General features: G+C 61.7%; 19 protein-coding genes. 7 read left to right on the top strand and 12 right to left on the bottom strand.

Translation table 11 applies throughout. From position 1 onward, the window contains the following. Positions 1 to 917 precede the first annotated feature (917 nt). Positions 918 to 1,985: a hypothetical protein gene (locus tag SALMUC_RS06480; protein WP_020041698.1), complete on the top strand. Its 1,068-nt coding sequence runs from the start codon at positions 918 to 920 to the stop codon at positions 1,983 to 1,985. Between the two features lie 102 nt (positions 1,986 to 2,087). Continuing rightward, the gene (locus SALMUC_RS06475) at positions 2,088 to 2,738 is read left to right on the top strand and encodes a class I SAM-dependent DNA methyltransferase (protein ID WP_020041699.1); all 651 of its coding nucleotides are present in this window, start codon (positions 2,088 to 2,090) and stop codon (positions 2,736 to 2,738) included. A gap of 281 nt (positions 2,739 to 3,019) precedes the next feature. Here SALMUC_RS06475 and SALMUC_RS06470 read toward each other — a convergent pair whose 3' ends face one another. Beyond that, complete coding sequence (locus SALMUC_RS06470; protein ID WP_020041700.1) at positions 3,020 to 3,313, bottom strand: hypothetical protein; 294 nt, start codon at positions 3,311 to 3,313, stop codon at positions 3,020 to 3,022. Positions 3,314 to 3,485: 172 nt separating this feature from the next. On the opposite strand from SALMUC_RS06470, the gene SALMUC_RS06465 reads away from it, so the two are divergent. Then, positions 3,486 to 3,998, top strand: a complete 513-nt coding sequence (locus SALMUC_RS06465) for a hypothetical protein (protein ID WP_020041701.1) — start codon at positions 3,486 to 3,488, stop codon at positions 3,996 to 3,998. Between the two features lie 131 nt (positions 3,999 to 4,129). On the opposite strand, the gene SALMUC_RS06460 is transcribed toward SALMUC_RS06465, so the two are convergent. The 3 genes from SALMUC_RS06460 to SALMUC_RS06450 form a co-directional block, all read right to left on the bottom strand. Further along, positions 4,130 to 4,882 carry a helix-turn-helix domain-containing protein gene (locus SALMUC_RS06460; protein ID WP_020041702.1) on the bottom strand — a complete coding sequence of 251 codons (753 nt, stop codon included), beginning with the start codon at positions 4,880 to 4,882 and terminating at the stop codon, positions 4,130 to 4,132. 569 nt (positions 4,883 to 5,451) lie between these two features. Next, entirely contained in the window at positions 5,452 to 6,504 is a 1,053-nt protein-coding gene (locus SALMUC_RS06455) for a 2,3-butanediol dehydrogenase (protein ID WP_021119926.1), read from the bottom strand. Between the two features lie 72 nt (positions 6,505 to 6,576). Beyond that, positions 6,577 to 8,376, bottom strand: a complete 1,800-nt coding sequence (locus SALMUC_RS06450) for an NAD(P)/FAD-dependent oxidoreductase (RefSeq protein ID WP_020041704.1) — start codon at positions 8,374 to 8,376, stop codon at positions 6,577 to 6,579. Positions 8,377 to 8,804: 428 nt separating this feature from the next. Between SALMUC_RS06450 and SALMUC_RS06445 the strand changes: the two genes are divergently transcribed. After that, the gene (locus SALMUC_RS06445; RefSeq protein WP_020041705.1) at positions 8,805 to 9,776 is read left to right on the top strand and encodes a calcium/sodium antiporter; all 972 of its coding nucleotides are present in this window, start codon (positions 8,805 to 8,807) and stop codon (positions 9,774 to 9,776) included. A gap of 77 nt (positions 9,777 to 9,853) precedes the next feature. Here the strand turns inward: SALMUC_RS06445 and SALMUC_RS06440 are convergent, their stop codons facing one another. Then, entirely contained in the window at positions 9,854 to 11,161 is a 1,308-nt protein-coding gene (locus tag SALMUC_RS06440; protein WP_020041706.1) for a TadE/TadG family type IV pilus assembly protein, read from the bottom strand. A gap of 2 nt (positions 11,162 to 11,163) precedes the next feature. Next, entirely contained in the window at positions 11,164 to 11,559 is a 396-nt protein-coding gene (locus SALMUC_RS06435) for a TadE/TadG family type IV pilus assembly protein (protein WP_020041707.1), read from the bottom strand. A gap of 445 nt (positions 11,560 to 12,004) precedes the next feature. On the opposite strand from SALMUC_RS06435, the gene SALMUC_RS06430 reads away from it, so the two are divergent. Beyond that, positions 12,005 to 12,409, top strand: a complete 405-nt coding sequence (locus SALMUC_RS06430) for a cupin domain-containing protein (RefSeq protein ID WP_021119925.1) — start codon at positions 12,005 to 12,007, stop codon at positions 12,407 to 12,409. A 191-nt stretch (positions 12,410 to 12,600) separates the two neighbouring features. On the opposite strand, the gene SALMUC_RS06425 is transcribed toward SALMUC_RS06430, so the two are convergent. The 4 genes from SALMUC_RS06425 to SALMUC_RS06410 form a co-directional block, all read right to left on the bottom strand. Continuing rightward, positions 12,601 to 13,095 (bottom strand): copper-binding protein, encoded by a 495-nt coding sequence (locus SALMUC_RS06425; RefSeq protein ID WP_020041709.1) that lies wholly within the window; start codon positions 13,093 to 13,095, stop codon positions 12,601 to 12,603. Positions 13,096 to 13,178: 83 nt separating this feature from the next. Then, positions 13,179 to 14,594, bottom strand: a complete 1,416-nt coding sequence (locus SALMUC_RS06420; protein ID WP_020041710.1) for a multicopper oxidase domain-containing protein — start codon at positions 14,592 to 14,594, stop codon at positions 13,179 to 13,181. Positions 14,595 to 14,656: 62 nt separating this feature from the next. Then, positions 14,657 to 14,992, bottom strand: coding sequence for a hypothetical protein (locus SALMUC_RS06415; RefSeq protein WP_020041711.1), 336 nt, complete (start codon positions 14,990 to 14,992; stop codon positions 14,657 to 14,659). A 135-nt stretch (positions 14,993 to 15,127) separates the two neighbouring features. Next, positions 15,128 to 15,667 carry a DUF6647 family protein gene (locus SALMUC_RS06410; RefSeq protein ID WP_020041712.1) on the bottom strand — a complete coding sequence of 180 codons (540 nt, stop codon included), beginning with the start codon at positions 15,665 to 15,667 and terminating at the stop codon, positions 15,128 to 15,130. Positions 15,668 to 15,782: 115 nt separating this feature from the next. Between SALMUC_RS06410 and SALMUC_RS06405 the strand changes: the two genes are divergently transcribed. Both SALMUC_RS06405 and SALMUC_RS29570 read left to right on the top strand, forming a co-directional pair. After that, entirely contained in the window at positions 15,783 to 16,694 is a 912-nt protein-coding gene (locus tag SALMUC_RS06405) for a LysR substrate-binding domain-containing protein (protein ID WP_020041713.1), read from the top strand. Positions 16,695 to 16,814: 120 nt separating this feature from the next. After that, positions 16,815 to 17,519 (top strand): hypothetical protein, encoded by a 705-nt coding sequence (locus tag SALMUC_RS29570; protein ID WP_156883399.1) that lies wholly within the window; start codon positions 16,815 to 16,817, stop codon positions 17,517 to 17,519. Between the two features lie 138 nt (positions 17,520 to 17,657). On the opposite strand, the gene SALMUC_RS29565 is transcribed toward SALMUC_RS29570, so the two are convergent. Together SALMUC_RS29565 and SALMUC_RS30815 are read right to left on the bottom strand one after the other, a co-directional pair. Then, positions 17,658 to 17,834, bottom strand: coding sequence for a hypothetical protein (locus tag SALMUC_RS29565; RefSeq protein WP_020041716.1), 177 nt, complete (start codon positions 17,832 to 17,834; stop codon positions 17,658 to 17,660). A gap of 284 nt (positions 17,835 to 18,118) precedes the next feature. Next, a partial coding sequence (locus SALMUC_RS30815) for a hypothetical protein (RefSeq protein ID WP_217626327.1) occupies positions 18,119 to 18,331 on the bottom strand: 213 nt, incomplete at its 5' end.

Below are 18,331 nucleotides of genomic sequence, written 5' to 3'. Positions count from 1 at the left end.
ATGACAGAAGTCATTCAAAGAACGAAAACGATTACTGACCCACAGGCTGACCCACAGGAGGATCAGACGATGCCTGATCACCAGGACAAAAGACACCAAACCCCTCCGGGGAAAAACGGGGACCAATCCCCTGAAACCGGAGCCGACCCCGGTCACCCAGGGGATCCAGGATCCCATCCCGGCTCCACCGGCACCCCGTCCGGCTCCGGCCGCCCAGCGTCCCGTCCCCAAGGCCCACAGGGCCCCGACACCCCCAGGAGCACCACGGGCGCCCCAACCGGCACCGGCAAGGCCGCTGACACACCCGGCTCCACCGGGACCCGGCCCGCTGGCCGTCAGCCACCCGGCCCAAGCCACGGCTTGGCGGCCTCAACATCCGTCCGGCGTCGCCGTCCGCGAAGGGCAGGGCCCACCCCTCCTCCGGAGCTGGCGCCCCAACATCTTCCAATGTTGACACAAAACCCCCGACCAGTGCCGGGCCCCGACACCGCTCCGCCAATGTTGACACCGACACCGCTTCACGGGGTCAGGCCACCTCTTCTCCCAATGTTGACAAGGCACCCGCAGCATCCCGCGGGAACAGCTCCCCGACAGGCTCCCCTGGTCAGGGCCCCGACACCCCCAATGTTGACACCCGAGGCGCTGGGCGCAGACAGGCGTCTTCCAATGTTGACAAAACAGCGGCCTCCTCCGCCGAACAAACGGGATCCCCGGCCCAGGCCAGAGGACCGCGGCCGAGCCTCAAGAACCTGAGGTTCCCGGGCGGTGAACCCGAGGGGGGAACTCCCAAGACACCCATCGATCCCTCTCGTCCCCCGGGGCCGGATCCCGAAATCCTCGACCGGGTCAAGGCCGCCCGCCGCAAGCTGCAGGAGGCCAACAAGGATCTCGATCAGACCGAGGGCGCCACGCCATCAATGCAGTCGCCCAGCGCCTATGCACGCGAGAACACGACCGTCTCCAAGGCGACCTCTTCGCAGTACCTCAACCGCGGCCGGATGCTGATCAATCGCTACAAGCGCGAGCAGGGGATCCCGCAGGACTACGACGACTTCGCGGCCGTCGAATTCGTGGCCTGGCTGATCTCCATCAAACCGGAGCTGCGGTCCTCGACCTGGCGGGTCTACCGGCAGGCCGCCTACCATACCCTGATGGGCAAGCCGGACAGCGACATAGACGTGGCCCTGGACATGCTGGACAACGACATCGTCGAAGGCGATGAGACGGCCGGGAAACGATCCGGGCGCGGGGACCGCCTTGAAAAAAGGACCTCGACCATGAAGGAGAAGAAGTTCCCGAAGGCGGAGCTGGACATGGTTCACGCCTACCTGCAGTACAAGTCGAGATCCAAGTTGGCGCCGATCCTGGGCGACTGGCTCGAGGCCTCGATCCACACCGGCCTCCGTCCCATCGAGTGGCGGGCAACTGCTTTCCAGACCTACCAGGACCCCAAGTCCAGGAGGTGGTACAGCTGGCTTTACGTCCTCAATGCCAAGGCGACCAATGCCCGGGGAAATGGAGTGGTCCGGACCCTGGACCTGTCTGACCTCCGGACACAGACCCTGAACGCGATCCACCGGGTGTCGGAACGGGGTCTCCAGTGGCAGGAGGAAGGGCGCTTCGATGTCGTGAAATCACGGGTCGGCAAGCTCCTTTACACGGTCGGCGAAGACATCTTCCCGCGGCGAAAGAAGCACTTCAGCCTCTACAGTTGCCGTCATCAGTTCGTAGCGAACATGAAATCGGTCCTCGAGCCGGCCGAGGTTTCCGCCCTGTCGGGACACGTGGTGACCAAGACAGCTCGCCAGTCCTACGGCCGGTCCCAGTCAGCCTGGAGCCTGGATGACATCGGTCCGCACGCGCGACCGGTGCCCGACGAGGTGACGACCGTCCGGCAGTCCGCCGATTTCTACGAGGATCGCATCGAGAAGCTGAAGCTGGCCGGCGTTTATCACGGCAATACGAGCTCGGAGTTCCCGAGCTGATCATCTGGGAGCGGTCGGAGTGGCCGCCAGGCGACATCGGTGATACCGGTTCCCCGGGCAACCGCTAGCATGGCCACGGCCCGGGAAATTCAGGAGGGCCGGATGGCTGACGATGACAGAGACCAGGACAAGGCGTTCGACCTCAAGTCAGGGGCGACGGATTCCGGGGCCGTATCGGACTACTATGACGACTGGGCCAAGAGTTACGACGAGACCCTGAAATCCTGGAACTACACGGCACCGATGGATGCGGCAGATCTGATCGCCGGGCATCTCAGGCCAGGGGCCCGTATCCTCGACGTGGGATGCGGGACGGGGCTCTTCAGCATCGCGATGCGGATGGCCGGCGATTTCAGGATCCATGGCATCGATATCTCGGAAGAGTCCCTGAAACTGGCCGAGGAGAACGGTGCCTACCAGCGTCTCATGGGTGTCGATCTGCAGGATGTCCCGCTGCCGATCAAAGACAACTCGATGGATGCGGCCGCCTCGGTGGGGGTCCTGACCTACATCGAGGACTCCGCGGCTCTGCTCCGGGATCTCTGTCGGATCGTGAAATCGGGTGGCGTCATCACGTTCACGCAGCGCACGGACCGCTGGGAACAGCTCGAGTTCGGGAAGACAGTGGAAGTAATTGAGCAGGAGGGGCTCTGGACGATCCTGGAGATCACGGATCCGAAAGACTACCTGCCTGGCAATGCCGACTTCGGTGAAGACATCCGGGTCATCCACACGCTGTGCAGGGTCAATTGACCACGCGGCCGGTGTTGGAAGCCCTACAATCGGGCGTATTCGATCACAATTGCAACATTTTGGAGTTGATGCCTGAGGCATAAAAACGGCCTCAAAAATGGTACCAAACTGTACCCAGATTGCCGACCTGGGTACAGTTACGTACCATTTTTTGGAGCCCAAATCGGCCCTGATTTGGTGTACTGTAACAACTGAAACATTTCGTGAGTTGACGCTGAATTTTCAGAGTTTTGGACCGGTCGAGCTGAGACCCTATGCCTCTCATATGCGAACCGCCATAGCTACATCTCGGCGTCACCGGACCGGATGACATGTGTTTCGATTTCGACCGGGCGGTCGGCTCCACCAGCCTCCTTCGAGAAACCGTCAGCACGTGCTGCGGACACCAATCCCCAGGACCAGGCGCAGAATGTCATCGCGGCACCTGCATAGGGCCCGATGCCTTTCATGGTCAGGATCATGATCCACCCGAGGAAAAAGAGGATGAGCTGCGTGGTGCCGGTGGCGAGCTCACCCAGCCGGATTGAGCCGGTGCCGGGAAGGATGACGTTCAGGAAGATCGAGATTGCTCTCATGTGAATTTTTTTCCTTCGGGCACTGACACAGACATGGCCCGAGGACAGAACCAAGAAGGTGACATCGACGAAATACCTCCATTGTCAGGTATTGCGGCAGGTTTTTCATGGAACGAGCAGGAGACCGGCCGCATTGGGGGGACGAGAACAAGGAAAAAGGAAGAATTGAATCATGACCAACCGGTTTCTCACCGCCACTGCCGCAATCGCTATGATCGCCGCGGGCGTCGCCAGCGCTCAGTCCGACAACGAAGCCAGCGTGACGGCCCAGGCCTCCAATGCCGCCGGAGAGATCGCTGACACGGTCTATGCCATCGGCGAGACAGCAACCGACACGGCCCAGGCAGGCGTCGAGGCCGTGGGTGGCGCGGCCGAGGGCGCCTATGCGGGTGCATCCAACATCTCGGCCCAGCTGGATGCGGCCGTGACCGGCGATGCGGTGGTACACTCGAGTGACGGGGAGGTCCTCGGGACCATCTACGAGACCGACATGGACGCAGACCGCGTGATCATTGACCTCGACGGGGAGATGGAGGGCGCCGACGAGCGTGCCATCGAGAACGCGGCGGTGCAGGTGAGCTCACTTGACGTGACCGAGGATGGCGTCGTGCTCGACATGAGCAAGGCCGAATTCGCCGCGGCGCTGCAGACGGCGGCCGAAGTGGAGATGAGGTCAGACGGTTGAGGGACCGGACATACTTCAATCAGGAGACGGTCGCCTTCGGGCGGCCGTTTTCTTTTTCGAGGCTGATCGAGACAAGGGCCTGCCAAACGGTCTGAATGGCTCCAGTCTGACCCTGACCTTGACCTTGACGATCAGATCTGAACTTGGCCTCTCGCGATGGCCAGGGCGAGCGCCTGGTAGGGCGTGCGGGCCTTCATTTTCTTCGACGTGGCGGCCACGATCCGCCAGACGTCGAACTGTGTGATCCCGAGGCGCTCGGCGATCTCGCCCTCGGTCATTCCGTTGGCGAGGTAGGCCAGCACGTCGCACTCGCGAGGCAGCAGGGCCTGCCACCCGGCCCCGTAGGCCCATCCCTCGTGCAGGTTGTCACCCGGTGCGACCAGGCGACTGGCCATCATTGCCGAGATGGCGGAGAAGGCGCGCGCCGTGCCCGGCCCGAAGAGATCCTGAGGGTCTTCCCGGCAGCTCAGCGCGAGGCACATCCCGGAGCCGTCCTCGAACCAGCTGTGTGTGATCATGTGGTTGTAGTCGTATCCCATCATGCCGTTGTGGAGATCGCGGAGCTTTCCGGCTCGTGGGGCGTGGCGATCCATCCCGGCCACGTCGTACAACGGCGGCGCAGCTGCGGACATGGCAGCCTGCAGCAGGGGGTCGACACCGAACAGGCCGTCGTCCGAGTACTCCTCGAGCCAGAGTGGATCCATGGAGCTGCGGATCCAGGCGATCTCGCGCGAGCTGGTCTGGAAGGCTCCGGCATTCACCGCATTGCCCCCGATACTGGCAGCAACTCGGTTCACGGCCCACCAGGCATCTTCACCGTTCTCTGCCCGCGCCAGGATGTCGGCGGTGTCGATGACCAGATTTCCAAATCGCGTGTTTTGCATGTCGTTCCCTTCCCCCGGACAGGGATATTGGAAAGGAACGTTGACGGTGTCCAGATGTGAGGCAGCCCTGATAGACGAATGCCTACATGGCCCTGCTCGGGGAGCGCTGACGGGCCTGAACGAAGGCGGGCCTTCGCGCGAAGGTGGGGTCTGAATTCCTGCGGAGCGTACGTGAATGGTGGAAAAGGTTACGGTCAGCGAGATCAAGGTCGCGGCCTTCCCGCATGTCCGTGCTCTTGCCCAGCGCCACGGGGTGCTGGGTGAGCTCGGAAGATTTTCAATCGAAGATAACTGGATATTTCTTGCACACGATGTGAGTGCGAGGTGGGCACGCTTCGGACCCGTTCTAATGCGGGAATGGAACCATGGGCTATCCTGGCCACCATGAGACGTGTTCTAAGCGTGCTTCTCGTTGGACAACTTGATCATCGTTGGTTTCCCGTTTTTGGCATCGAGATCGCGCCTGTCTGCATTCCGACGCAATCGATACCTTGGAAGAACGCCACAGCGACGACTGTGGTTAGGATGCTTTGCGGTTGGGCGCGGATCAGGACCGCGCCCAACGTCCTTCAGGCAGGAGCTTCGACGAGGATTTTCACGTGTGATTTCTCGGCCACCAGAGCCTCAAAGCCCTCGGCGACGATGTCATCCAGGGAGATCCGCTTGGTCACAAGCTTGTCGGCACTGAAATAGCCCTGTGTCATCAGTTCCATCACCGCAGGATAGACGTTTCGATAGGCGATAGTGCCTTTCAGCTGGCGTTCCTTGAGAACAGCGGTGTTGGGGTTGAAGGAGGCCTCACCCTCCCAGATCGATACGATCAGTGTTTGCCCTTCGTGCCGCGTGGCGTCGATGCATTGCGGTAGCACTTGCGGGACGCCTGTCACCTCGAACGCAACATGCACACCGCCAGTGGCCTCACGGATCGCGGAGACGGCATCACTGGACGTCGGGTCGATGGCCGTGGTCGCGCCGAGCTCAAGAGCTTTCTTTCGCCGCACGTCGGATGGCTCCACGACATGGATCTGAGAGGCGCCTGCCACGCGCAGCGACTCTACGACGAGTAGGCCAATCGGTCCGGCGCCGAACACCGCGGCGGTGTCGCCAGCCTTTATCTTGGACAGGCGGACGCCGTGAAGCGCGACTGCAGCTGGCTCCACCAGGGCGCCCTGTTCCATCGACAAACCCTGGGGCATCTTGTGGACCATGCGAGCCGGCACCACGGATGAGGCGGAGAAACCTCCGTGACCTCCAGATAGGCCCACGAATCCCAGCGACTCGCAGAGATTGTATTTTCCTTCGAGACAGGCCGGGCAGGTGCCGCAGGCAAAGATCGGCTCGATTGCCACACGGTCCCCCTCGGCGAGGCCTTCGACGCCTTCGCCCAGCTGGGTGACCGTGCCGCAGTACTCATGGCCCATGGTGATCGGCGCCTTGTCGTGGCTCAGAGGGTGTTCCGTGTCCACCGGCACAAAGATCGGGCCGGCAAGGTATTCGTGCAGGTCACTGCCGCAGATGCCGGTCCAGGCAACTTTGACTTTCACCTCTCCAGGGCCGGGAGACGGTTCGGATACATCCTCGACACGGATGTCCTTCACGCCATGCCAACGTGCTGCTTTCATATTTTCCTCCAAGTATTGAAATTGCGGCGCGCCCGGCCGGGGAGCGGGAGAGGTCCGGGCGCGCCGAGTGCATCACGACAGGTGATGCACCTCCTGCAGGCCGTAGACGGGGGTGTCCAATCCCTCCATCCGGGCCTTCAGTTGCAGGGCTAGGTAGAGCGAGTAATGCCGCGACTGATGCAGGTTGCCGCCGTGGAACCAGAGGTTCTCCTGTTGGGTGGGCTTCCACATGTTGCGCTGCTCGCCTTCCCAAGGGCCGGGGTCCTTTGTGGTGTCTGAGCCGAGGCCCCAGACCTTACCGACCTTGTCGGCCACTTCCTGGCTGATCAGATCCGCGGCCCATCCATTCATCGAGCCATAGCCGGTTGCCATGACCACCAGGTCGGCCTCGAGCCGCGTGCCGTCTGACAGGACCACCGCGGTTTCGTCAAAGTGGTCAACCTGGCCGTTCACGAGCTTCACCTCGCCATCGATGATCAGCTGGCTCGCGCCGACATCGATGTAGTATCCAGAGCCACGGCGCAGGTATTTCATGAAAAGGCCCGAACCGTCGTCACCCCAGTCCAACTGGAAGCCGGCCTTTTCGAGTCCGGCGTAAAACTCTGCATCGCGTTCACGCATCTGGTCATAGAGCGGGATCTGGAACTCGTGCATGATCCGGTAGGGAAGCGAGGCAAAGATCATGTCCGCCTTCTCTGTGGTGACACCGTTGGCGACAGCTTCTTCCGAATAGAGCGCGCCGAGCCCGATCTCCATCAGCGTGTCGGACCGAACGATATGGGTCGAGGATCTCTGCACCATGGTCACGTCGGCATCGGCTTCCCAGAGAGCGGCGCAGATGTCGTGGGCCGAATTGTTCGATCCCACGACGACGACCTTCTTGCCGGTCCATGCGTCCGGTCCTTCGTGCTGCGAGGAGTGCTGAATCGTTCCCTTGAAGCTGTCCATCCCCGGGAACTGCGGCATGTTCGGCTTGCCAGACATGCCGGTCGCAAGCACCAGCTGGGTCGGGTTCAGGATCACGGTTTCGCCGTCACGGTTCACCTCGACGGTCCAGTTTCCCGAGGCTTCGTCGTATTCGGCCTTCTTGACCTCGGAGCGGGTCCAGTAATTCAGCTCCATGACCTTGGTGTACATCTCGAGCCAGTCGCCCACCTTGTCCTTGGGTGTGAACACGGGCCAATTGTCGGGGAACTTGATGTAGGGCAGATGATCGTACCAAACGGGGTCGTGCAGGCAGAGCGACTTGTAGCGGCTGCGCCACTGGTCGCCGGGGCGGTCGTGCATGTCGAGCACGATGGCCGGAACGCCCAGCTGCCGCAGGCGAGCACCGAGTGCGATTCCGCCCTGTCCGCCACCAACGATCACTGTGTAGGGCTGGGTGTCGTATCCGAGCGAGGCCTCTTCCGCTTCCAGCCGCTCTTTCCAGCTGCTGCGGTTCTTCTGGGCACCATGCTGGGCACCCAGCGGGCGCCGCTTGCCGCGGTGTTCCTCGTATCCCTTGAGCTCCTGCAGCGCGGTCAAAAGGGTCCAGATCCGGTCGTCCTTCAGGCGCATCAGTCCCCAACCGCGGCCCGCCTTGGTCTCGAAGGTGATCCATGCGGTAACGATACCGTCAGCCTCTTCAGGGAGTTCGCCGTCCTGGATCTGGAAACGTCCCGGCCGGGTCTGCGCCAACTGCTGCGTTAGCATGTCGGCAACACCGGTGGACCCCTCGACCGTTTTCAGGTTCCAGGTCACGGCCACGAGGTCTCGCCAGTAACTGTCGGTGGCAAACAGGGCCGCTGCGCTTTCAGCATCGCCGCCTTCCAGAGCGGCATTGAGCCGATCCAGCACCTCCTGGGTGCGGGTCGTCACGGTTGAATCGAGCATCACGTCTCCTCCTCTGCGCGTCTTGCTGGCGGCCAGTATCCGCGAAGCCAAAGCGCACGGTCCATCGTGGGAAGTGGTCAGGCACGGGAAATTCGGACCTGGAGATGAGCCGCGTTGCGCGCGCAACATCACGCAACAGCATGAGCCCGAATACGCAACACGGCCCGAATTCGGGCCTCCTCGCTCATGATTTTGGACACAGGTCCTGCAAAGCTCGGGCGTACGCCCTCAGCGAAATTTCCGGAAACACATCCTGAATTCTTGGAATGGACCTGCATTGTTTTGGGATCCGGCGCTTCGCGTCTCAGGCTCGGAACACCTTCCGAAGCCTGCATGCCCGACCCGACAAAATGTTTCCTGCGCGCTTGCCAAGAGCCGGATCGCAATCCACGTCGTCTCGTAAATGATCTCACGGAGAAGGCGTCGTGATGGAAACTTGGCTTTCGCTCTTGGGTGGGCTTGCCCTGTTGGTGATCGGTGGAGAGCTGCTTGTCCGCGGCGCCGTGCAGGCCGCAGAGCGGATCGGTATTTCACCCTTGGTCATCGGACTGACCCTGGTGGGGTTCGGCACCTCGATGCCCGAGCTGGTGACATCTGTTCAGGCCGGGCTGGGCGGATTTCCCGGGATCGCGTTCGGGAATATCGTGGGGTCCAACATCGCGAACATTCTTTTGATCGCGGGCGTCTCTGCATTGATCTGCCCGGTCATCGTTGCCCGGTCGGCGCTGCGGAGAGATGCTGTCGTGATGCTCCTCGTTGCCATTTCCTTCGCGGTTCTGGCGCTGGTGGTGCCCATGGGCCGGGCCGTGGGGTCCGGCATGCTCGTTCTTCTGGTCGGCTACATCTGGTTCGTGATCCAGCAGGAGAAATCCACCGCGGATGGCGGCGCAATTCATGACAAGAGCGTCGCCCTGGCGGAGGCTGACCCGGGCATCGCCCCTCCGCATGTCCGGAATGGTCTCCTGATCCCGCTGTTAATCGCCTTGGTTGGCCTTGTTCTTATCGTGGCCGGTGGGTCCTTCCTGGTCAGCGGAGCGGTTGCCATCGCGCGAAGCTTCGGGGTTTCGGAGACGGTCATCGGCCTGACAATCGTGGCGGTCGGAACGTCGATGCCGGAACTTGTCACCTCCGTGATTGCGGCGCTGAAGAGACAGGGAGACGTGGCCTTCGGAAACGTCGTCGGCTCCAACATCTACAATGTCCTCGGGATCGGCGGGACCACGGCGCTGATCGCTCCGTCAAACGTCCCCTCGGAGATCGCGCGGTTCGACGCCCCGGTGATGGTTGCCGTTACCCTGTTGCTTGTGCTCTTCGCGACGACAGGGCTGCGCATTGGACGGCGCGAGGGCGCCATCTTGCTCGCAGGATACATCGCCTATGGCTGGATGCTCTGGCCGTGATTTCTGGTGGATGCCGCCTTGCAGGGATACTTGAGAGCGCGGGACGCCGTCTCGTCGCCCGGAACTCCCCGGGTCACCTATAGAACCATGCGGAACGCCTTCCAGGGGAAGGCACGCTCGGCGTCGCAGAACCCGAAGGCCCCAGAGCTGGTCACCTTGAGCGCGCTGCCCGAAATCACCGAGGCGCCGTTCATGCCGTCGGGCTTGGCCGCGAAGGAGACCGGGCCCTTGGCCGCGAGCGTCGCCCCGTGCATTTCCAGGTCGGAGGCGACCTGCATTCCGCCCTCGGTCACGAGGAGCACATCACCGCTCGGCGCACAGTTGTCGACCGCGCCGAAGCGCACACCATTCGGCGCCGAGATCGCCTGCGACGCGGCGTTGCGCTGCACGATGACGGCATTCTCGAAGGCCGTGCCTTGCCCGAACTTCATCTTGCAGTTGGTCCATAGGACGAGATCGCCATAGGTGCCGGTTTCTAGGTCGAGCGTCCCGTTTCCACTACCGCAGTCGAAGACATGCATCTCGCCCGCCATCATCATGTCCGGCGAAAGCTTCAGCTGGCCGTTGACCGTCGTGCGATTGTTCCAGGAATACCGCACGCCCGCCGGGATGTATTCGCTCTCGCCCGTCTCGACCGCGACGGCGAAGTCCTCGATGATCTGGTTAATGTTCAGCCGGGGCGGCATCTCGGTCAGGGCCTCGGCCAGCCCCGGGTTGGATCCGACATCCCCGCTCGGGATCTGAAGATCGGCCGTGTCGGGCAGCGACACGATGGAGCCGGCACCGAAGTCGTTCCCGATGCTCATCTTGATCGTGTGATCGGAATGGATGCAGTAGTTGATCCCGAACGCGTTGGCCGAGGTCATCTCGACGGAGTCCTCTGCCACCAGCCCGTTTTGACTGCAGAGTGTCGGGTTCCCCGCCAGCACCGTCTCCGCCTCGACCTCGAACCCCCTGATCCCGAGCATGTGCGTCAGGAGCCCCTCGACGTAGTTGCCCCGCGCGTCCGTGCGGTGCGCGGTCACGCGGACAGCCTGCTTGGACAGTGCGTTGACCGTGAAGGTCCGGGCCTCGGGGTCCCAGTGCCCGAACTCGAGATCGCCGGCATGGATCGCGACCGCGGCATCGGTTGCGTTCTTGTGGCTGAAGGCCAGCGCCGCCTGGATGGCCTCGGGCGCCGTCATGGTCTGGCGTGACACCAGCGCGGCATGGGCCGTGGCGTCGGCCAGCACCTGAAGGTCGACGTGCGACGCTTCCTTACGGCTGAAGTCGACAGCGAGGCTGCCGACCGTCAGCGAACTGAGGGTCAGGAACACACCCAGGATGGTCATGTTGCCGCTTTCGTCACGGCAAAATCTGCGGATGAAGAAGCGGGCGCTCCTCATGATCAAGGCTCCAGCAGGTGTGCATAGGACATGGTGATGTTCATCTTGTTGAACATCGGCATCGACGCCATCGCGGCCAGGCTGCTGGCGGGCACGCTGATACTGGTCTCGACCTCGGAAGTGCCGATCAGCACGGACCCCACCGCGTCGGGCGCGACGGTGTCGAGCTTCTTGTTCAGGTCGATCTCGGCGGTCGCCGCGTCGGGATACAGCTTGAGGGCCACGGCACGGTTGGTGTCATGCACGATCCGCGAGATCTCGGCCTTGCGATTGAAGACCATCGAAAAGTCGATGATGACAGCCAGCATCACGGCAAAAATCGGGACCCAGAGCACCGCTTCGACGGTATAGGACCCGTCCTGTTCCTTCCGGAACCTGTTCAACCACTTCAGGAACATGACAATCTCCAATGCTTGAATTGAGACTAAATTGGAAAAAGAATGCGTCCAAAAGCGGGCGTAAATGGGTGAGATGAGTGGCCGCCGACACGGTATTGTCCGGCGCCTGGCTACAGTCGGCTCGTTCCGGGGCTACCGGCCATGTATTTGCCGAGTTCTCGCTTTTTGGCCATGCCTCGCGGGGTCTGGGACGGCACATGGGTGCCGCGATTCCTGCACGAGCACAGGCCGAGCACGCGATTCGCCACTAGCACATCGCAGTCGATCTTGAGGCTCCCTGGTCTCAGCGACCAAGAAGCAGGAAGGCCATGGGGATGAGCGTAACCGCTATCGGTAAGCAGGGCATCTACCCAAGGTATGCAAAATGTCAGGATCCGTGTGATGCGGATTCGTGGTATGATTTCTGCCATTAAGAGAGCACCGGTTGGACCGGGTGGGAGGAACTATGATGAAAAGCATTTTTATCGGAGCTGTCGCCGGATTTTTGACAACGACTCTGGCGGTTGCGCAGGAGCAGGGCGCGGAATATGCGCCTGGTGAACGCGAAGAACTCGCACGAGCAGCTCTCGGCGACGGAAAAGAGATCGCGATCCAGCGGGTGACCTTCCCGGGCGGGTGGTCCGGCGCGCGGCACACCCATGGGGGCCAAGTCTTCGTGTACGTTCTCGACGGCAATCTGCAGGTCGAGACAGATGGATCGGAGCCAAAGATGGTCTCGGGCGGCGAGTTGACCGAAGAACCGATGGACACGCCCATGGTCGCAATGAACGAAAGCGACTCGGAGCCGGTAACGATCCTGCTCATTCAGGTGAGCCAGGAAGGTGTGCCGCTCATGACCCGAGTCGAGTGACGACTGTTCTATAGAGAGGCCGTCGGACATCGCCGTATGGCACCTTGAGCCGTGCAAGCGATGATCCAGTGGCACGGCATCCAGCGACGAAAGTCGCTGGATCGGCCGCGGGCGCAAAAGAAAAAGAGGCCCAGTCGTTTGCCGGCACGGATCTCAAGAAAGGTGCGAAGTTGGCAGGTTTTCCAGCCATGCTACTCCGCACTATCCTCAGCGATGCTGACGATGGCGCGCGCATCTGGATCGATGGCAAACCGGACTTTTGCGCCCGGTGACAAATCTATGATTTGCTCACGCGGTTCGACTGAAAAGCTCATCGTCATGGCACCCATGAACCCCTCAATCTCTTCGTGATCGATCACCACACGGCCGCGTCGGGCATCCACTGATACAAGCGTGCCGACACCCTCGAAGAGTTCTGACGGTGCAGGCCCGTGTGGTGCTGTTTCGTCATGTTCGGGCCCATGTGCCTCGGGGCTACCGCCGCCGACGATGATCCGGCCTACCATGCCCATCTTTTCGTGCGTCTCGACATGGCAATGAAACTCCAAGGTGATGTCCTCATCCGGGGTCAGGAACGTGGTCCGTTGCAAGCCTGGACCGGTGAACTCGACGCTGACCATCGGATTGAGCCCGGGTATCATCAGGGCGTGACGCACATCGTCCGAATTGGCGAAGACGAGCTCCACTTCCTCGCATCGGCCAACCGCGATTTCCCGGGGATGGAACCCGAAGACCTCGCCCTCGTCGGCGTGCTCCGTTCCGCCTCGGATCAGGACACGCCGGGTGGCGTTCGGCGTGCCCTCGCAGCTTTCGGCGACGACACGGTGCGAGGCCAGGATATCCGGAACTTGTTCGATTTCATCGCGCCGCGGACGCCGGGCATACTGCAGGCCCCTGTCGACGCCGTCAGACCATCCATCAAGATAGGTTTCGGCAGTGGCACCGAATATCTCGGGGGGAAGACTGGCACGTCTCCCCGGTAATATGCCGGATCGAAGAACTTGCTCAGGCTGCCTGGCACATCGGGCAGTCCAGTCGCCTCGTCTCGATACCCGTCGTAGACGATTGTCGTTATGTCCCCGCCGGGGTTGATCCCGCGGTTCGAGACAGTCCTTTCGGTGTGATCGTGCATGAGCCAGACGCCCGGACCTGACGAGTATATCGGGTCCGCAGTGGTCCGCAGCTCAAGGTCCAGCCTCTGTGCGGCGCCAACCGAATATGTGTCCCGGCTAATCTCTGGGTCACTGGCCACTGCCATGCCGTCCCGGGCTTTGAGAACGGGATGGTGACCGTGCGTGTGAAGGTTGATCATCCGCTCGCCGGCATTGAGCACACGGAAGAGCGCGTTGCCGTCCTCGGTGACGTTGATCGGCGTGTCGAGCAATGTGAAGGGGAAGGCGCGCCCGTTCAGAAGAAACACGTCCGGACGTGCAGCGGTGCTGTCATAGTCGCGGTGCATCCGCCACTCGAGTTCGCGCGGATCGGCAACCTGAAGCGGAAGCCGGTGAAGGTTGCTATCCACGTCCGAATAGACGAGCGAATGCTCGGTCGCATAGTCTGCAGACACAGCTGCCGAGAGGTCCGAAATTTCTCCCGCGCCAATGACGAGCGGTTGGACAGTATTGTCCGGCCGGTTCGGTTCGATGATGAACATGCCGGAAAGTCCCATCCGGACGTGGACGTCGGCCTGCACATGACAGTGGTAGAAATGAGTGCCCGGGTTCTGCGCAACGAACTCGTAGACGAAGCTTTCACCCGGCAAGACGGGCGGCTGAGTGATCTCGGGCACGCCATCCATGGCGTTCGGATGGACCGTGCCGTGGAAATGGATCGTGTGGGGAAAATAGTGCGTATTCTCGAGAACGATCCGTACATGATCGCCCTGCTCGACGCGAATGGTCGGGCTTGGGAGTCGTGCGACGGGCGTCATGCCCGCGCCGGCGGGCGAGAAGACCCAGAAAGCGAGAACCTCGCCGGGAGAGACTTCTTCGACAACCTCGATGATCTCGAGGCGCATCTCGATCTCGTCGGGGTCACCGTCGCCGTCAAGATCGGCACCGTAGGTGACCGTGTCCTGCGCCAGCCCCGGGATGGATTGAAGGTCCTGTGCGACGGCGGGAAAACCGGCAGATGCCAATATCGCGACCTGAATGCCTCGGCGGAACGCGGATAGGAAAAAGCTCATGAGCTCACCTTTCAGATATCCGGCGGGCAATCCCTGCCGCGATCAATTCAGTGCGTCTGCGTCTATTGCTCCATGTATGAAAAGTGCAGTGCATCGGCGGCGCGCGCATGGCCAAGTGCCGCACCGGCCTTCGCTATTGCCCTCGCATGATCAAAGGGGCTACGGGACATTTCGTGGTCATGCTCGCCACCTGCGAGCAGCATCCTTGCGTCATCGACCAGCGCTTGAACGCGTGCCATGTCTTCGGAGGCCATCATGCCCGACATGCCTTCCATGTCGCCGGACACCTTTTCGATCATTGCACGAGCTTCAGCTAGGTGCTCCGGGCATTCGAACGCGAATGCCGGCATGGCCAGGACGCTTACGATTGCGGCACAAGACAACGATATGTAACGCATTGATAATCTCCATTTGATCAAAAAAATTCAAATCATTTTCTAAAAGGAGGATACCATTGCAAGCTGGATGTGTCAGTTCAAGATTCCACTCTGGGTATCAAGGCACTCCACAATGCTGCTCGGAATGCCTTCATGCTAACCCGGATGGATGTCGCGCGGGGTGCAGCCGGCATCGAGAACCACGGCAACCCAGTTGACGTCGGCGCGGAGACCACGCTCATTCAGCCAGGCGTCCTGCAGGCGATAGGCGGACAATTCCTGCGCGGCGGGACAATACCAGTGTAGCGGCGCCTGGCGGTGGTGGACCAGCTCGTGAAGCAGGACGCTCACGTCCTCGGCCCGACTTGGGTTCCAGGGTCTGACAAGCACAATCACGGATCCGTCCGGATCGTAAAGGCCACGAAGCCGACCGCGCTGAAAGCTCGCCGTCGCGCCCAGCCGGGCGGAGGCCTCCGCCGAACTCGACAGGCGGATCTTTGGTTTCTCTTCGCGCCTTTCCCAAGAACTTTCCGCATCTAGCCAGCTTTCAAGGATCTCGACCAGGGCGTCGAGGTCCTCGGCTTGGCGCCACTGTGGCGCGGGGTCCAGGTGTATCTTGATCTCGGCTCGGGACTGCGTCGGGCAAAGGGTGACCAGGGCCGTGGCGAGCGCCACGGCGATGAGGATGCGGGACATGGGGCCCTCCGAGAACTGATTTCGTGATCTGACGAAAGGATGTTACGGTGATCCCGCATTTGCACCGAACGATCATTTTTCAGGCTCGCGAGAGCTCAATTCAGGGGGAGACCAAATGGGACGCAAGCTTCCTCCCTTCGCCGCGGTTCGCGCCTTCGAGGCGACAGCGCGGCGCATGTCGATTAAGGCCGCGGCCGACGAGCTTTGCCTGACGCCCTCTGCCGTCAGTCACCAGATCCGCGCATTGGAGAGCTTTCTTGATACGCAGCTCTTTGAACGCTCCGGAAACCGGCTTGCGCTCACGCTGACGGGGGAAACCTACGCCGGCAAGCTGACCAATCTTCTCGATAGCATCCAGGACCAGACGGAGGCCGTGCGTGAAGGGCCCCGCGTTCTGCGCGTGTTGTCGACGCCGGGCTTCGCTGCGCGCTGGCTGGTGCCGCGCCTTTCGCGCCTGGATTTCGCCCGGGACATTCGATTGCGGGTCTCGAACGGGGCGCCCTCGCTGGATTTCGCGACGAACGACGCGGATGTGGTGATCCAGTGGTCGGACCGGCCGTCTCCCGGCCTTATCGTCGAACCATTGATGGCCTCGGCGAGGTATCCGGTGATCTCTCCGGCGCTCAGGACGCGCGAAGATGTGAGACGTCCGGAAGACCTGCTGCGTCTCACGCTCATCTATGACGAGACAGACGACGCCTGGTCCGAGTGGTTCGCCGAGGCTGGCCTGATCGACGCGGACCTGCCGCCGGGGCCGACCTTCCCGAATTGCGAACTGTCGACCACGATGGTGGAACAGCAGCAGGGGGTATCGTTGGCCTATGACGCCGTGGCACGTGGGACGATTGCGTCGGGGCGCCTCGAGCGTCTTTTCGACATCGAGCTCCTTCCGATCTCAATCTACTCGGTCGCCTGCCAGGAGACGCGAGCGAACGACCCGCGGATCTCGGCCTTCCGCGAATGGCTCCGGCAGGAAGCCGACGCGGAGGGCATCCTACCGGAGCCTCATGCGCGGGCAGCGGAATAGTTCTCGCATCCAAGCCGACCTGAGCAGGTACGGCGGAAAGGTCATCATTGATGCAGATCAGTGAATTTCTGAATGCAAGACGATAAAATCGCGGACATCAGCATAGGAGGGCTGACAGTCATGCGTACAACTTTCAGAAATACAACGTTCAAGTTGGCCCTGAGCGCCTCGGCATTGGCCTTGGCGGTGGGCATGGTTGGCCTCGCCGGAGGGGGTGATGTCTTCGTGGCGCCTGCCCAGGCAGCCGGAGAAAATGCTGGCGGCAACGTCAATGCCGGTGGCTCGGGTGGACCTCAGGGCGATATCGATGGTCGTGGACCGCAGGCAGATGCCGGTGGTGGCGGTAGCACGGGCGGCCAACCCGTCTGGTCGGACGAGGGCATCCCGGAGGTCGAGCTCGGACGCCTCAGCGTGGCGCGGTCGCCGGACCGGGTGATCGAGATGGCCTACGACGAGGCCTTGGTGACCCTGTCCTCCGACATGCTGGACTTCTATAACCAGAGCCTGTCCGAGATCCTCGACGACCTTGCGAACGAGTGGGATACCATCTCCCTCATCGACTCGCCCCTGCAGAACCTCGCGCTGATGCAGGACGCGCTCGACGGCTCCTCGGTACTGGCCGAAAACTACGGGGTGACGACGGACAACGATACACTGCTCGCCGTCTTCCTCGGGGTCGCCTCCGACAAGGAGTTGCCGATCAGCGCCGACACGGTGATCGCCGTGACCACGATCCTGGGCACACCGGTGACGGGTGAGGATGCCGAGGCCCTTGCAGAGGCCGCCGAGGACGTGCGCGAGGCGGTGGTGCTCGGGCACGGGTGACCGTGCTTTCTGAAACAAGCACGAAACGCCGGGCCGCTCAGATACTGGGCGGCCCGGCAGCTTTTCACGCATCGCGTCGGTCGCGTTCAGGTCGACTGGTGGTGGGTCCGAGAGGCCCATCTTCAGTGGCCGTCCGTCTCAGCCCATTGGCAAGCGTCCGGCCCGCTCGGCAGACAGAAGCACGCGGTCATCCTCACTGGCGAGGGCATCCATCGGTCTGCCTCCACCGATTTCAGGCTTCGGACTGACCATCCAGAAGGCGATCTGCCAGGGTGTCAGGTCATCCGGGAGCGAATTCAGGATACGTTCCATCATTCGATAGGGCTGGCCCGCATCGTCGAACTGAAATGTCGGATGCCAGTATTTCCCCAGACTGGGTAAGCCGAGGATGTGACGGTTCTTACATGAACTACTCCACCCGAGCCTACGGCTCTGGGTGATAGTTTCCTGGAGAATCCAGAGGCCTGCACCCGACCCACGGGATTGACTGTCCCGATTTTGCTAGCATCCAACGCAGCTGCGTGGCTCCGGACGCGTGATCGCGACCGATGACACGCCCGTCCGGGAGCCGGTGTTTCCGGTCGCCCAGCCCCTTTTTCTCACAGGTCCATGCAACGGGACATCGTTGCGATGGTTTTACCTGGCGCGTTGGTATCTCGATGTAATCCGCACCAGTCTCTTCCACTTTGTAACGGATCATTTTCAGAAGATCGGCAGGCGCGGTATCCAGCGCCTCCCGATTGTTTCCCGCCTTCTGCCTGACGTTCTTGCCAGGATTTTCGACGGATCCCTTTGCTGACCGCGTCATGTTC

The organism is Salipiger mucosus DSM 16094, assembly GCF_000442255.1.
Lineage (GTDB): Bacteria > Pseudomonadota > Alphaproteobacteria > Rhodobacterales > Rhodobacteraceae > Salipiger > Salipiger mucosus.
This window is presented reverse-complemented; position numbering and strand designations above follow the sequence as displayed.